Source organism: Mesorhizobium sp., assembly GCF_004962925.1.
In the GTDB taxonomy this organism is placed as follows: Bacteria; Pseudomonadota; Alphaproteobacteria; order Rhizobiales; family Rhizobiaceae; genus Mesorhizobium.
This window is the reverse complement of the sequence record NZ_SUEO01000005.1, coordinates 1-14,189: the sequence shown is the minus strand read 5'-3', so window position 1 is coordinate 14,189 and position 14,189 is coordinate 1. Positions and strand designations below refer to the sequence as shown.

Genomic DNA, 14,189 nt, shown 5'->3' with positions numbered 1-14,189 from the left:
AGTTTGTTAACTGTTGTCTTCCATCTTTCTCGTGGTCAACTCCAGCTTCATCTGTGGGTCAGGCTGAGCTCATTCCAGTCCGATCGATCAAATTGTATTCGCTTTTGAGACCGAATTTGTAACTTGCCGGCCTTATGCCAGCCTATCTGACAGGAGATCGGCCAGTGACAAAATCGATGGCGAACAGTTCTGCCCAGGCTTGGAAGAGTATCGCGTGGCTCGCGCTTCTGGGGACTGCCGGGAGTTTGGGCTTTTCGCTAGCTCTTAACTATCTGCTCCTGTTCGCCAATGGACTCACGCCGTTCGGACGCGGCGTTATCACGGCAACGCTCGTCCCCATCGCCATTGGGCTACCGCTTTTCCTGCTGATCGGCTGGGGTCGGGTTGAGATCCGCCGCTATCGGCAAGAGCTAAACAAGTCAGCGACCTACGATGGCCTGACGGGCTGCTTGAACGGAACGGTTTTTACTTCGATCATTGAACGGAGAGTAAAGAAGCCATCTGAGCATGGCTCTCGTTCGGGCGCCTTCCTGGTCATCCATCCCGAACACCTTCGATCCATCAACCTGCGATTTGGTATTGAATGGGGCGACGAGGCCTTGAGGCTCATAGCCTCGACCATAAAGACATCAGTGCGCGAGGAGGATCTGATCGGCCGCATAGGGACATCCATCTTTGGGGTATTTCTACCTGGTGCCACTGAAGAAGACGCCAAGGACGTCGGTGAGCGTATCCGGGCGCGCGTTGCGCAAGTCTATTTCGCGCCAAAAGGGGCTGAGGATGTCCTGAGCATAAGCGTCGGAGGGGTAGTTTTCGAGAATGAACTCGCGTTCGAAGACATGTTCCGGTCCGCCGAGAAGCTACTATCCAGAAATGGAACTGACTTCGAACTGTCTCGTCTGCCCAGTTGACGATCGAAGAAGGGCTCGGCCACCAGCCGGAACTTTTGGTCTATGGATCTCCTATGATCAGATATCTGCACCTGCTTTGGATCGCGGCCGATTGGAAGGTTAGGTCATCCGCTTGAATAATGGGAGGCTGACCAATCTGCCCAAACCGTGCTGCCGATCATTGCGCGATTCATATCCCGGCCATCGCCAGCCTGCGTGGCCCGGCGATAGAAGTTCTGAACAGCAGCCGCGTTCGCACGGCCCACAATGGCCGATGGCAGGCGTCAAACGTATGGAATGTCCTGGTCTGGCCAATCGGCTTCCCCGCTTGTAGGGCGGGAACCTGCTCCGCCTGCCCTGTTGGCAGCCGACAGACCCTCAGGAATTAAACAACTTTAAACTGAAAGTTGCACGTCGCAGCCGCTACCCGACACTGTACTTGCGCCATCCCTAAAATGATGGGATGTTGGTTCGGGGTACTGAGTATCGAGTATTGGGTTGGGGGGGCCTCTCGGCTGTTGTCAGTTCCGAGATGCTTTGAAAAAATGATGAATGTTCTGCAGGTCCTGGTGGGGATACTCACTACGTCGAGCCTTGCGTCGATCTCAACGTATTGGGCAACGGGTTCAATCGGCTGGGCAATCATTAGCCCGATAGTCTTGCAAGTCGGGTATTTTGTGTACATGCTCTGGGCGGTCTACGGGCCTGGCGCAGAAGCCGCAGAAGCTGATCCGGGACCCGAGAGCGTTGGCTCGCTCGACCGGAAGGATGGTATCTGGCTCTAGCGCATAGCCCACTATCCGAAGGTCGGCATCAGGGGGCATTGATCAATCCGCCATCCAACTGCCAGCAGTGTGGGAGGGTCCTCATGAGGCAGACACAATCCTACCTCTATAAATCATAGGCTGTGTGCGGGGTTCCGTTGCGATAGTCGTCCAGCGGCCGGTAGCACGATCACTGACAAAGCCCGGTGCACCACTTCACCTACCGAGAGGGGCACCTTGACGGGTGCGGATGACAATTCCAAGAAGTGCCGGGTCCTGTGACCTTATCGAGGCTCTTCCCGCTGCATCAACGAGTGTTGGCGGCGAGTTCATTTTAAGTCAGTGGACACCCAATCCATTGGCGATCAGACCTCTCCGAGCCCAGTAGAAAGCGCCGGCTGCCATGCTGAGGATCGTGAGTTTGGCCCTGGTGGATTGGCTTTTTGCAGCCGGAGCGGAAACATTCTTGTCGCGCCGAGTTCCGGAGCGGTCCAGATGCGGTGCAAGCGTTGATCACGAACCGCCAGTTCTTTGCCCGGGACGCCTGCGTTGTCGCGCGCGATATGGTTGGCGCCACCCTTCTTGTGCACGGCGTAGGCGGGATCGTCGTCGAAACGGAAGCCTATCGCGCCGATGACCCAGCCTCACACAGTTTTGGCGGTCGGACTTCGCGAAACAGCGCAATGTTCGGCGCCCCAGGGAGCGCATATGTCTATCGCTCCTATGGTCTGCATTGGTGCCTGAATGCCGTCTGTGTTCCCGGTAGTGCTGTCCTTGTGCGCGCAATCGAACCGCAATCAAAGCTCGACCTGATGCGGGCCAATCGCGGCGTTGATGACCCTCGACTTCTTTGTTCGGGACCAGGTCGCGTTTGCCAGGCGCTTGCTGTCGATGGATCATATGACAGGCTGCCACTGGACGAGCTTCCGTTCCAGTTCAAGCTGCCGTCGGAAGCCAGAGCCAGCTCCATCTTGACGGGACGCCGGATCGGCATCTCCAGGGCTGTCGATCTCGAGTGGCGGTTCGGACTGGCAGGCTCGTTGTATTTGAGCCGCAAGTTCTGAGTTGCCTCTGCACGAGTAATCGCCTGGCGACGAATTCGGGTAATTAGCCGTGTGCAGGTCCCTACGTGGTGCCAATTCGGCCCGCGATTTCGCTAGCTTCAACTGTCAGGAGGCGATGGAGCCTGGCTTCAAGCAATGGTCGGCAGTGCCGCCATTGCGGGAACTCGTCGCATGGGGATGGCAGTGTTTCTGCAGACGGCAGATGTTTATCTGCGGGCGCAGGTCTGCACCCTTGCATCCTTTGGCGCTGTAATACGTTTGCCCCGCGGAGAAGATGCTCCGGACCGGCAGCCATGTCGAAGAAAACACCCGAGGACGCTTACGAAGTTCAAGTGCAACTTGATCGGCGGGCCGGAACGGAGGGCCGCGGGCGCGATGCCGAGTGGCCATCAGAGATTCCCAGCCTCGGCTGGAAGGACGTGCTGTGGCGGGTCTTTGCTGAGGTATCCGAGGACCGTGTTATGCTGATCGCGGCCGGGGCCGCATTCTATCTGCTTCTTGCCCTCTTTCCAGGGCTTGCCGCCTTCGTGTCCATCTACGGTTTCGTCGCCAATCCTCAGACCATCGCCGAGCACATTGCGTTCCTTGGCGGCCTACTGCCTTCGGGCGGTCTGGACATTATCGGATCTCAGCTTGCGTCCTTGGCTGCTCAGAAGACTGGCGCGCTCAGCTTCGGCTTCCTCTTCGGCCTTGCCGTCGCACTGTGGAGCGCCAGTAACGGCATCAAGACGCTATTCGAAGCCATGAACATCGCCTACGAGGAGCGTGAAAAGCGCGGCTTTATCCACCTGAATCTTCTGGCCTTGGGCTTCACACTCGGCGCCATCCTCGTTGGTATCGGCTTTGTCGTATCGGTGGGGGTCGTGCCGGCCATGCTTGCGCTGCTGAACCTCGGCGGCTGGACCGAAGCCCTTGTGCGGATCTTTCGGTGGCCGATGATGCTGATCATGGTCGGCCTCGGGATCACGCTGATCTATTGCTACGGCCCCAGCCGCGAAAGGGCAAAGTGGCAATGGGCGACATGGGGCGCCTTCCTCGCGGCTGTGGTCTGGATCGCAGTCTCGATAGGATTCTCCTATTATCTTGAGAACTTCGCCGACTATAACGCGACGTATGGAGCCCTGGGGGCAGCCATCGGCTTGATGATGTGGACCTGGATCTCCGTGATTGTCCTGATTGTGGGGGCGGAGCTGAATGCCGAGATGGAGCACCAGACCGCCAAGGACACCACCACAGGTGCGCAGCAGCCGATGGGTGCGCGAGGTGCGACGGTCGCCGACACGCTGGGCGGATCGGCCGATGCTGCCGACAAGCAGTCAGGTTTGGATGAGCGGGAAACGTAACGCCTCACTTGCATCTCCGCGCAAGTTCGCTTGGCGCCAATGACAGTGCTAGACGGTCGTTCCAATAGGGTCGATGCTCGAGGCCGACCTATCCTCCCAGTTTCCGCAACATCCTGCATGCTCCCCTCCTGCCTTCGCTACAATTCTGCCGACAACGTTTTATGTCGCCGTCACGGCACCGGCCCTCGGTGGTCGTTGTAGTCGTAAGCGGTTTCGGCACGCTCGACCGACCCGATCTTGCCGGCTTATGTGCTTGCGCGGGCGCAATGACGGTCGCCTTCTTGGTGGAGGTTTGCGGAGCTTTCTTTCTGGGAACCTTTGGCCTCTTAAGCTTCGATATCCGGTCTTTGGCAATCTCACTAAAGGTGCCTGCTGGGAACGCCGCCAAGTAGGCCTGGAACATCTTAATGTCCGAAGTGTCTTTGATTGAGCGCCAGAATTCGAGATCGGACGCATCGGATTCCATGGCCGGTTGGGAATTCTGAATTGCTGATCTCTCTTTCCCCGGCTTCGGGCGGAATGCAAATCCTGGCTCAATCAACGACGAGTTGCTCCAGGGCACCTGCTGCTGTTCGGTCGCGTCCATGACGTCCGCTCGAACCCGCCGCATCAAAATCTCGATGTCGATCTCGGATGTCGCAATATGCCTTAAGCGCGCAGCGGCGAAAGGGCTGTGGTCGCGATCTCCGTCGAGCGCGATATTGCCTGGTTGCGTCGCAAAACCGATGTAAACCCCTCTTCCTGCATTAACCGGCGCCAGGCCGAGCCCGACCTTGATGGCTCGGCTCGTTTTTGCGAGCGACAGATTTTGAGCAAAAGGATTGTTGCGGCAGGCGTCCAGGAGAAGGATTTGCGGTGTTGTTTTCAACGGTAATGGCGTCGATGATATCCTCAAGACGTTGGCCTTCCATGGCAAGATCCGACGGTCGCCTTAGCGACGCGTCAACTGGGATCAGATAATTTGTGCCATTCGCCTGCAGTCCGTGACCGGCATAGTAGACAACGACACATCACCCGGCCGCAAGCTGCGGCTGAACTGTTGGATGGCCTTGCGCATCGCGTCATGGCTAACATCGAGAGTGAGCGAAACACCAAAACCTAGATTTTGCAGTGCCCCGGAAATGGCAGCTGCGTCGTTCCTGCCATTTGGAAGTGATGGGGCATGTTCATAGTCTGAGTTGCCGACGACAAGCGCAAATCTTCCGGCAGGCGGAACCGCAGTTGTCTGTCGTGCACCCAGATCCTCCGCTATGGCCTGACCGTAGACCTGCCCCCACATGGCAAGTTTTCTTTGATCAGATTTGTCCAACACAATCAGAAAAACGCCTCGGTGCCAACACGGAGAGACTTGAAGTCCGAAGAGCCTGATCGTTATCGGTTCCATGGAAGCCCGCGCCCCACGGACGGAGGGGAAGGGAGCTGACATTCCCCCCAAGAGGCTCACGTCGTGCTCGCACGCAAATAGCGCTCGTCGGCTGTGCCCTCGCCATCATGGACGGCCATGCAGGCCTCGACCGCCTACTTCCACTCGAGCCCCCGCTTGGTCCACTTCATCAGTTCCGCAGCGGCTCCCTCGACGTTGTTGCAGCCGTAGGTGAGCCCAGGTCGGTCCGTCTCGATCGGAGGGGTGAAACCGATGGAAAGCCATGACACGTCCTACTCGGGCGAGAGATACATCTTCGCATCCTTGGCGGCCGCCACGAAAGCCTTTCGGATCACGTGAGGGTCAATCGGATCGCCCTCCAGTGCTGACAGGCAGAGGGTCCACGCCCTTGTGCCACTGAGGCCCTCTCCGGGTCCACGTCTTGAGCTGCTCGCGCGGCACCTCAGGCGTGACAGGCCAGAATTGCTCAGCTGCTTGACGGTTTTGGAGTTGGTAGCAGGAGCCCGTGTTGCCGCCGTGCTATGTTTGGGTAGGATGAAGAACTAGCCGGTCAGCTTGGTGAAGTCGTGGCGCCGCGCGCGAACATGTGCCAGCAAATTCGTTTCATTGACGACCCCAGATTGGAAGAGTGCCAGCGTGGTCGAGGCCAGAATCTGAGGGTCTATCGATGTGCTGTACCATTTGGCGTCGGCGGTTACCTGGTCGACCACCCGCTGGCAGATCGCCCGATCTTTAGGTCGAAGGAACTGACTTTTCGGTGCTCGTGGCATCTCGACGCCTTAAACGGGGAATTACTGTGTCTCCCACGCGACACAATGCGTGGGTCTCCGAGAATGGACCCTAAGCGCATTCAGACAGAAAATTGCCATTCGTTTGAGCGGTACGCGCGAGGTCTTAGCGAAGAGAGACAATGCGCTTCGCTCAGTGGGACGGCTCTCGCTCACCCCCGGAAACGCTCGGTGGTCCAATGGATCTTGCCGCCGATCTTCATCGGCTTGTGGATCATCAGGCGCTTCGGCAGGTGCTCGGGATGCACCTCGAGCAATGTGATCTTCACCGTTGGCTTGCAGCGGCTGCAGTCGAATTTGAGCTTCAGCGGATCGGCGCCGCCGCCATAGACCATCATCAGGTCGGCGGAACGGCGGTAGCGAACGTTGCCGCAACTGCATTCTGCCTTGACGAGCATGTTGTGCCGGGTCGCCTTGCCCAGCGTGTCGATCGGATCGTGCGCCATGAGAACGAATAAGGAACAATGATCGTCAAGACGGGCTGTGGAATCTTTCCACCAGTCCGACCAGGTGGAGGCGCGCGCCTTGAGCGATGAAATTCGTCTTCCCAGACCAGAGCAGGGCACCGCGCCAGGCGTCCAGCATCATTCCTGCGAGCATCCCGGCTGCGGCAAGAATGCCGGATGGGGCTTTGCCAAGCCGAGGCAGCCGTCGCACTGATTCTGTTTCGAGCACCGGGCCGAATGCGAGCGGTACCTTTGACGAGGAGAGCAACAGTGACACGCCTCACCTTGGCGAACGAGCTTGAAGGGGCGGCTGACAGGATTGCGGACATCTCCCGCGCCGATCTTCAGATTATCCTCCGTAGGGCTGCACTGATGCTTCGAAACGTCTACCGCGTGCCGCTGGAGCCCGCAACGGACGACGCTCTCAACTCCATCGCGGCTGAAATGAAAATTGGCCGGTCGGAACTCATCCAGACCGTGCTGCGCGAATGGCTGGAAATGAACGCCTATTTGCAAGTTCGAACGATCAATGAGGAAAGCGAAACCGACGGCAGCGCCTAGGCTGGGGACGCGACCTGAAAGTAGAAGACCCGCCGCTACATTTGCGAAGCGACGGGCCCAATGAGTGCCGTGCATTGGGGTACCCGGCATTCCTGACCGCCGTGCAATTGTGGTGCCAGACGCATTGACCCATTGCGGGGCACCTTAAGGCTTCTGCGCAGCGGAAATTACCGACGCGTACTTCGTTCGCATGTTTCGACTGCATTAGCTTTAACTGACGTATTCACCAGCCACGTGAGCACGCCCCCCGAAGGCTCGCTGGTCAGGCCCAGCGGCCTCCCCCTGCAACAAAGCCGCTGGGCCGCCCCGAGCAAGCTGGACTCTGGCCCGCAATGGAAGCATTCTCTGGTTCGGGAGAAGGGGCGTGGGCAAAGGCCACCGATATCAGGGTGCCGATCAGGCTAACCGGTGGCGAAGGCGCGCTGGCCGTATAATGCCGTCACGGCGGCTGTCGCGACCGCTTTTGGGGCTGATCTCCCTCGGCGTCGCCACGCTTGCCGCCGCAGTCACCCAATTCGTAATGCAGAGCACCGCAAGCCTCCAGTCCACGGTAACAAACTGGACTGAGCCGCTGCCTGGTTCGATGAAAGGCCGCGCCACGGTGATCGATGGCGACACGGTAGAGATTGCAGGCCAAAGGATTCGTTTCAATGGCATCGATGCGCCAGAGAGCCGGCAGTACTGCGATGACGCGAAGGGCTTCGATTATCCATGCGGGCGCCGCGCTGCCCAAGCCTTGGACGAGTTCCTGGCGGCTTCGCGACCACTGCACTGCAGTTTTGTCGACCGTGATCGGTACGGGCGTCTCGTCGGGAACTGCAATCGCGCCGACGGCCGAAGCGTTCAGAAATGGCTCGTTGAACAAGGCCTCGCTCTAGATTGGCCTCGCTATTCGAACGAAGCATTCGCCGCCGAGCAAGTCTCGGCCAAGGCCGCGCATCGCGGCGTATGGCAAGGCAGATTCGATCCCCCGTGGGACTGGCGGGCTGCGGACGTCGACAAGGTTGAGACGGTCAGCGAGCAATCGACTGGCTTCGGTCTGCTCGGCTCCGGTTGCAACGTCAAAGGCAACATCAGCGTGAACTCGGGTGAGCAAATCTACCATCTGCCCGGCCAAGAGTATTACGACGAGACAGTGATCACGCCGAGCAAAGGCGAGCGCTGGTTCTGCAGCGAGGCCGAGGCGCGCTCGGCCGGCTGGCGTAAGGCAAGGCGGTAAAGGGTCGACGGGCAGCATCACGTCGGCAAATTTGCCGACGTGCATCGTCTTGAACTCTCGTCCCAGAAATCCTGCAGCGAGGCGAGGCGCAGCTTCGGCTCGCCGAGCTAGTCCGGATACCTCAAACGCTTGTGGCCTGGCGTCGCGTGGTGAAGCGCCTCGCCAAGGTCGCGCATATCCATTTCCTGCCCGCAGACGGGGCATATCTGAAATGCTCGCGTTCGTCCTTCACCTGGCCGTCGTGGCGTCGCCCCTTAAAGCCAGTCGCCTCGTTATTCGTCGGCGGCCGTTTGCGAGTGGCCTTCACCGTGTCGGTGAGCGTCGGCCCGCCCTTCGCTTTCGCTCTGATGGTCAAACACTTTCTCTCTTTCGTCGGCCATCTCCAACCTCCTGACCCGCAAAGCGCGGGCCGGACGGTTTTGTTGCTACCAACCCGAGGATATCAAAAGCACAGTGAGAGGTTGAGCCGAGATCACAACGATCAGCCCTGATCACGAGTCAGCAGGCGCGCTTCTCTCAGGATCGAGGAACGATCGGTCCCGATCAGAGATGCGATGTCGCGAATTTGCTGCTCAGTGGCACCAGACTCGCGCGCAAGCGCACGTACATAGTCGTCTGACAGGCGGGCCCGCCCTGCTTCTTCAGCCATAACACAAAATGCCTCGCGTTGGGGCAGGAGTGCGATAGCTCCCAAGCGTCAGCGCCCATTGATGCGTGCCTGGCGATCTCAAATCATACGCTCTCGCGCAGATCTTAACCAGTGGCGTATGTGGCTGTGATCGCCACGGAGATGCTTGACGCGCAGCTTGAGGCCCGGCGCGACCCACTGCGTCGCCGGCCGTTTCTTCATGGCCTCGGGCGGCGGGCCGGCGTGTTCCCGAACCCGCTTCATCAGCCGCTCCTTCATGTCGCGGCCCAGGGTGATGAACGCGGAACCGACATACTTCCCGGTGCCGGGTTCCGCTAAAAGCGCGAATGCCGCCTTGCCCCGCTCACGCTCGACTCCCATCAGTTCGAACTCGTCGTCCGTCCAGCTCTTGTCTTCAGCCAGTTCGATGTCGGGCCGCTGCGATACTTGCTGTCGGCGGGCTTCGAGACAATGCCCTCGATGCCGGCCTGATCGACGAGGTAGAAGATCGCCTTCGGGTCACCAGGTATAGTCTCGCTGAATTGGATCCGGCTGTTCGGCTTGATTTTGCCGTAGAGGATTTCCCGACGGCCCTTGCAGCCAATATCGCGCAGATCGTGGCCAGGATATCGAAGGCGCCCATCATCATCGCGTAGGGATCGTTGTGGACAGCTTTCTGCAGCGCAGCGAAATCGGGCAGACCGGCCTCGTTCGGAACGACAGCCTCGCCGTCGATGATCGCATTCTCGACCTCGAGCTCTCTCGCAGCTTCGACGAGACCGGCAAATTTGCTCGTCCAGTCGGCACCGGTTTTGGTGAAAACTCGAATATCCCCGGTGCTGTTGATGACGATCTGGACACGGTAGCCGTCGAGCTTGATCTCGTGAATCCAGTCGTCACCCTCGGGCGGCTTGGGGACCAGCTTGGGCTCCATCGGCCGAATGAACTCGAGCCGGCGGCCGGCGGTACTTACAATTTTACGCACTTATTTGATGTGGAGACGTTACGTGACCAGCGCATCGGCCAAATAGATGAAGCCCGCGTGCCCAGCAGTTTGGTGAATCCGGTTTTGCTGGGCTTACGTTTCATGGCGGCTCCATTGGCTGAATCTAACGCCCATCCTTGGCCCGGCCGTAGGCGTTCGCTTGCGCGCGCCTCGCATTGGTGATCTGCTCCACTTTGCCTTTGGGAGGGGCAGATGCTGAAAGCTATTCTATCGACGCCGGCTGGCACGGTTCGGCTAGTCTGCATCTGTGTTGCGATTGCGTCGCTGCTGGCGGTCGCGCCATGGCCGTACGGCTATTACCAGTTGCTCCGCGTAGTGGTCTTTTTCGCCGGGATCTACTGCGGGGTCATGATAAGGCGCTCAGATGCCCGTGAAAATCAGATCCTCGCCTGGGCGCTGTTTGGAGGCGCGTCGATCTTCAACCCGTTTCTGCCGATATATTTGCCGCGGGAATTGTGGGCAGTGCTCAATGTCGGTGCAGCAGCCCTATTCGGTTTTGTCGTATATCGTCAACGCGGTTAGCTCAGGGAATGAAAAAGCCTTTAACCAAAGACTTGTCTAATGTTGCCCTCACATTCGATTGTCCGGATTGCTCGCATCCGGCGATAAGGAAGGGCTCTGCGCTAAGAACGATCGCGCACTTCAGATGCAACGGGTGCAATGCCAAGGTGCGGATCACATATCCGCAGAAGCTAGCAATCTTCGAAAAGCACAGGCTATTCGCCAAAGGATTGCGACAACTCAACTCCGCTTTGGGGGAAAACCCAGGCGGCTTCGGCAAAGGTCAAACGCGGCAGTCATCCTAATCCTCATCCATTAAATCCTGCAGCGAAGCGCGCCTAAGATCGCGGTATCTGGAGGTCCGGTCGAGTCCGCGGCGTATGAAAATCCGCGCACCGCCGGCGTCGATGATGATCTAGAAGCGGAGTCGTCGAATTTGGCTTCATGCATCCAGTTGTTCCCCTCGGGAGCCCTCGGGAGGCTTCTCCACCAAGGTCGGCAGCAGTGGAGGGATGAACTCCAGCCGGTCTGAACTGGCACTCACTCGTTTACGCACACACTCGATTCTAAGGGTCCGAACAAGAACCGTTCCCGCAGACACGCTAAGGTCGAACGAAGCGCGAACACGCGCATAGACCTGTAGATGAAGCCACCGGGTTGGTTGAAAGCTTCCGGCCGATGGCCAACCACTTCCCCTTGGAATTTAGTGTGCCGAGGGAGAAGGCGAGTGGGTAGAAGACGGCTTGTCAGTTCAAAGGAAGCGGCGATACTGCTGGGCATAGCGACGGAAGAGGATCGTCTGATCCGTCACTTTACTCTGGACCCGGCAGATAGATTGGAATGCGAACTCCGCCGGCGACCGCAGGACAAGCTGGGCTTCGCCTTTCAACTCTGCACGATGCGACAAACAGGGCGGCTCTTGTGGGACAACGAGCAGCCACCTGCGGCTGTGATCACCTATCTTGCGGATCAGCTCGGTTCGACGCGCGCCTCTACGCCTTCTATGCGCATCGAGTACAGACGCGTTTCGATCACAGCCGATCGTTGATGGCTTACCTCGGTCTCCGGACTGCCATCTAGAGACGATCGCCGCGCCGCTCTTGTGGCTGCAATCGATGCGGCGGCCAACGGCGATCACGGGTTGCCGATCGCGACAGCAGTCATTGCCGAGTTCCGGAAACGAAACGCACTCCTGCCTTCGCTGCATTCCATCGAGAAGATCGGCCTCGGCGGTCGCGCGATCGCTCGCCGACGGGCTGAGAAAGAACTTATCGAGGGTATCTCGCCTGATCGGCTTGCGTCATTGGACAGGCTGTTGGAGGTTGACCCGGCCCTCGGCCAGACGCGCTTTCATTGGCTGCGATCAGCGCCGGATGCGCCAAGTGCGTCAAATTTGGTCGGGCTGGCCGGACGTATCGCCTATCTGCGGACGCTGGAGATCGATCCGAAACTGCAGGTCCGCATTTCATCGGGTCGCTGGGACCAGATGATCCGTGAAGGCAATGCTACGCCGGGCTGGCTGGCTAACGACTTCAATGCCAGTCGTCGACACGCGCTGATCGTGGCGCAGGTCATCAAACTCAGCCAGAAGCTTACCGACGATGCTGTGACGATGTTCATCAAGCTGATGGGAAGGCTGTTCTCTCAGGCCAACAACCGTAAGAAACAACGGCACATGGATTGCAGGCCCGATACCGCCAAGGCGCTGCGCATGTTCCTCGACACGATCACTGCCTTGCAATCGGCGAACGACTACGGCCAGAATGCTTTGGAGGTCCTCGATCAAGAAGTTGGCTGGCACCGGTTGCTCCGAATGAAGCCTGAACTTGAGTCGATGGTCGAGGACAACGAGGCATCGCCATTGACCTTGGCGGCTGAGCAATATGCGACCGTCAACAAATATGCCGGTGCGTTTCTACAGGTGTTCACGTTCCGCTCAGCGCGCCGCCACGATCCCCTTCTTGCGGCGATTTCGCTGCTGAAACGGCTCTATGCCGAGAAGCGGCGGACCCTTCCGGATCGCGTCCCGGTCACCCACCTCAGCCAAGCTGATCGACGGCTAATCCTCGGGCAGGAGAAGCCCGATCGCCGTCTCTATGAGATTGCAACGCTCGCGGCTTTGCGGGACCGGCTTAGATCTGCGGACATCTGGGTCGATGGCAGCCGATCCTTCCGGCCGATCGACGAGCATCTTACGCCGCGGAGTCGCTGCCAGCTGTAGTCGCACATATTCCTTTGACGAGGGGAATCGGATGTTCTGTGTCGTCGTGTGGATGGTCACCTGACGAAATCCCGCCCCGGCCACCAATCGGTAAAGCTCGTCCGCATCGGCGAGTGAATGCTCGGACCGTTTCGTTGCCGAAGCGCCTGGACCGAGATGCCGATCCAGGGCATCCGCCAGCGCCTTTGCCGCAGGAGTGTTCTCAATAGCGCTGAAAACGCTTAAGGCCAGCCGGCCGTGAGGCACCAGAACGCGGAACATCTCACGTAGCGCACTGGATCGGTCCGGAAAAAACTGCAGTCCGAGTTGGCAAAGAACCAGATCGAAGGTGGAGGCAGGGAACGGCATTTCGAGCGCGCTTCCCTCGTGCCACTCTATACACGGTCCAGCGCCTCTCGGGAGCGGTCGAGCAACGGCAAGCATGCCCGTGTTGATGTCGAGGCCGACGACCTGCCCACTTCCCATACGCTCGGCCGCCGAGCGTGCCACCACGCCGGTGCCGCAAGCTACGGCCAGAACCCGCTCGTCAGATAGAGGTGCAGCGCGATCCACCAGGTCAGCAGCCCACAGGGCTGTGATTGCCGGGACCAAGGAGCGCTCGTAGAGTTCCGCGGCGCTGCCCTCCAGTTGCCACTGCTCCGGCTGGGCCATAGCGTCCCTCCCGCAAAACGAGCCGCTCGGCAAAAGGCCCAATCGGCGCTTCAAGCAGCCATCATAGGCGCGTGTCTGTCAAGCAAGCAACCGGGCCAACCGGCCGGTTGGTAGACGCGACGCAGCCGGCGCACATAGGAGTTCCTTCGATCCGGGCACACCCAGCCCCCCGCACCCTGTGCCTGGTGAACGGCTGATCGCCCGCCGTGCCGAAAGGTGCGGCGGGCTTTTTGACTTCCGTATGGAACACCCGCACGCGGGGGGCGTTCGGCTCCTGCAGCATCTTCTTTTGTGAACCAATGCTGCGAGATCGGTGTCCCCTCCCGATCAGCCCGCGTCCTTCCCCCTCCGTGGGGCGCGGGCAACTTCAGATGGACTCTCTCCCTGATCGGAGTAGTCACCTCATGCCGTCGACCTCGATACAAAAAACGGAATACGATCCGGAGCGCAACGTCCTTTCGGTGTGGTTCGTGGCTAGCGGTAAATGTTACCAGTTTGAGGACGTGCCGCCGGAGACCTTCGCCGAGTTCCGAGCCGCCTTCGCCAAGGGCCGCTTCTTCAACGACCACATCCGCAATCACTTCCGCTACCGTCTGGTTGGACCCGCGGTCGACTGAGCAGCATCAGCGGACATTTTGGCAGGGATGCGGCTCATTCGGCGCTGCCCTCCGGCCAGCCCTTTGCGAGGCAGGTCGGACATCGGAACGAAAGGCGGATTCGCGA

13 protein-coding genes and 3 pseudogenes are annotated in these 14,189 nt (G+C 59.2%); 9 read left to right on the top strand and 7 right to left on the bottom strand.

The genetic code is table 11. From position 1 onward, the window contains the following. The first annotated feature begins 164 nt into the window (after nucleotides 1-164). The 3 genes from E5W87_RS02525 (at nucleotide 165) to E5W87_RS02515 (ending at nucleotide 4,061) form a co-directional block, all read left to right on the top strand. A complete protein-coding gene (locus E5W87_RS02525) occupies nucleotides 165-911 on the top strand; it encodes a GGDEF domain-containing protein (RefSeq protein ID WP_292393670.1) in 747 nt (248 codons plus the stop codon). A 1,243-nt stretch (nucleotides 912-2,154) separates the two neighbouring features. After that, nucleotides 2,155-2,718 carry a DNA-3-methyladenine glycosylase gene (locus E5W87_RS02520; protein ID WP_292393793.1) on the top strand — a complete coding sequence of 188 codons (564 nt, stop codon included), beginning with the start codon at nucleotides 2,155-2,157 and terminating at the stop codon, nucleotides 2,716-2,718. A 332-nt stretch (nucleotides 2,719-3,050) separates the two neighbouring features. Continuing rightward, nucleotides 3,051-4,061: a YihY/virulence factor BrkB family protein gene (locus E5W87_RS02515; RefSeq protein WP_292393791.1), complete on the top strand. Its 1,011-nt coding sequence runs from the start codon at nucleotides 3,051-3,053 to the stop codon at nucleotides 4,059-4,061. An 88-nt stretch (nucleotides 4,062-4,149) separates the two neighbouring features. On the opposite strand, the pseudogene E5W87_RS02510 reads toward E5W87_RS02515, so the two are convergent. The 3 genes and pseudogenes from E5W87_RS02510 to E5W87_RS02500 all read right to left on the bottom strand — a co-directional run bounded on the left by E5W87_RS02510 (nucleotide 4,150) and on the right by E5W87_RS02500 (nucleotide 6,679). Next, a pseudogene (locus E5W87_RS02510) lies at nucleotides 4,150-5,340 on the bottom strand (caspase domain-containing protein). 647 nt (nucleotides 5,341-5,987) lie between these two features. Beyond that, nucleotides 5,988-6,155 (bottom strand): hypothetical protein, encoded by a 168-nt coding sequence (locus E5W87_RS02505; protein ID WP_292393668.1) that lies wholly within the window; start codon nucleotides 6,153-6,155, stop codon nucleotides 5,988-5,990. A gap of 230 nt (nucleotides 6,156-6,385) precedes the next feature. Then, a complete protein-coding gene (locus E5W87_RS02500) occupies nucleotides 6,386-6,679 on the bottom strand; it encodes a hypothetical protein (RefSeq protein WP_292393666.1) in 294 nt (97 codons plus the stop codon). A 79-nt stretch (nucleotides 6,680-6,758) separates the two neighbouring features. On the opposite strand from E5W87_RS02500, the gene E5W87_RS02495 reads away from it, so the two are divergent. From E5W87_RS02495 to E5W87_RS02485, 3 genes are all read left to right on the top strand, one after another. After that, entirely contained in the window at nucleotides 6,759-6,893 is a 135-nt protein-coding gene (locus tag E5W87_RS02495) for a hypothetical protein (protein WP_292393663.1), read from the top strand. Nucleotides 6,894-6,949: 56 nt separating this feature from the next. Further along, nucleotides 6,950-7,240 carry a hypothetical protein gene (locus tag E5W87_RS02490; RefSeq protein WP_292393661.1) on the top strand — a complete coding sequence of 97 codons (291 nt, stop codon included), beginning with the start codon at nucleotides 6,950-6,952 and terminating at the stop codon, nucleotides 7,238-7,240. A gap of 463 nt (nucleotides 7,241-7,703) precedes the next feature. Beyond that, nucleotides 7,704-8,459: a thermonuclease family protein gene (locus E5W87_RS02485; RefSeq protein WP_292393659.1), complete on the top strand. Its 756-nt coding sequence runs from the start codon at nucleotides 7,704-7,706 to the stop codon at nucleotides 8,457-8,459. Nucleotides 8,460-8,940: 481 nt separating this feature from the next. Here the strand turns inward: E5W87_RS02485 and E5W87_RS02480 are convergent, their stop codons facing one another. The 3 genes from E5W87_RS02480 to E5W87_RS02470 form a co-directional block, all read right to left on the bottom strand. Continuing rightward, nucleotides 8,941-9,108 (bottom strand): hypothetical protein, encoded by a 168-nt coding sequence (locus tag E5W87_RS02480; RefSeq protein WP_292393657.1) that lies wholly within the window; start codon nucleotides 9,106-9,108, stop codon nucleotides 8,941-8,943. A gap of 78 nt (nucleotides 9,109-9,186) precedes the next feature. Further along, a complete protein-coding gene (locus E5W87_RS02475; RefSeq protein WP_292393656.1) occupies nucleotides 9,187-9,468 on the bottom strand; it encodes a hypothetical protein in 282 nt (93 codons plus the stop codon). A 34-nt stretch (nucleotides 9,469-9,502) separates the two neighbouring features. Next, on the bottom strand, nucleotides 9,503-10,021 hold the full coding sequence (locus tag E5W87_RS02470) for a hypothetical protein (RefSeq protein ID WP_292393654.1): 519 nt from the start codon (nucleotides 10,019-10,021) through the stop codon (nucleotides 9,503-9,505). Between the two features lie 264 nt (nucleotides 10,022-10,285). Between E5W87_RS02470 and E5W87_RS02465 the strand changes: the two genes are divergently transcribed. After that, nucleotides 10,286-10,615 carry a DUF6804 family protein gene (locus E5W87_RS02465; protein WP_292393652.1) on the top strand — a complete coding sequence of 110 codons (330 nt, stop codon included), beginning with the start codon at nucleotides 10,286-10,288 and terminating at the stop codon, nucleotides 10,613-10,615. A 706-nt stretch (nucleotides 10,616-11,321) separates the two neighbouring features. Next, nucleotides 11,322-12,800 (top strand): annotated as a pseudogene (locus E5W87_RS02460) (DUF4158 domain-containing protein); the annotation flags it as partial. 84 nt (nucleotides 12,801-12,884) lie between these two features. Here the strand turns inward: E5W87_RS02460 and E5W87_RS02455 are convergent. Further along, nucleotides 12,885-13,466 (bottom strand): annotated as a pseudogene (locus E5W87_RS02455) (methyltransferase domain-containing protein); the annotation flags it as partial. Nucleotides 13,467-13,870: 404 nt separating this feature from the next. Here E5W87_RS02455 and E5W87_RS02450 point away from each other — a divergent pair. Beyond that, on the top strand, nucleotides 13,871-14,083 hold the full coding sequence (locus tag E5W87_RS02450; RefSeq protein WP_292393650.1) for a KTSC domain-containing protein: 213 nt from the start codon (nucleotides 13,871-13,873) through the stop codon (nucleotides 14,081-14,083). Nucleotides 14,084-14,189: the final 106 nt, after the last annotated feature.

Excerpts from the sequence above, each read along its gene's own strand:
- E5W87_RS02500 (WP_292393666.1), bottom strand. The coding sequence starts at position 6,679 with ATGGCGCACGATCCGATCGACACGCTGGGCAAGGCGACCCGGCACAAC.
- E5W87_RS02480 (WP_292393657.1), bottom strand. The coding sequence starts at position 9,108 with ATGGCTGAAGAAGCAGGGCGGGCCCGCCTGTCAGACGACTATGTACGT.
- E5W87_RS02475 (WP_292393656.1), bottom strand. The coding sequence starts at position 9,468 with ATGGGAGTCGAGCGTGAGCGGGGCAAGGCGGCATTCGCGCTTTTAGCG.
- E5W87_RS02470 (WP_292393654.1), bottom strand. The coding sequence starts at position 10,021 with ATGGAGCCCAAGCTGGTCCCCAAGCCGCCCGAGGGTGACGACTGGATT.
- E5W87_RS02465 (WP_292393652.1), top strand. The coding sequence starts at position 10,286 with ATGCTGAAAGCTATTCTATCGACGCCGGCTGGCACGGTTCGGCTAGTC.
- E5W87_RS02450 (WP_292393650.1), top strand. The coding sequence starts at position 13,871 with ATGCCGTCGACCTCGATACAAAAAACGGAATACGATCCGGAGCGCAAC.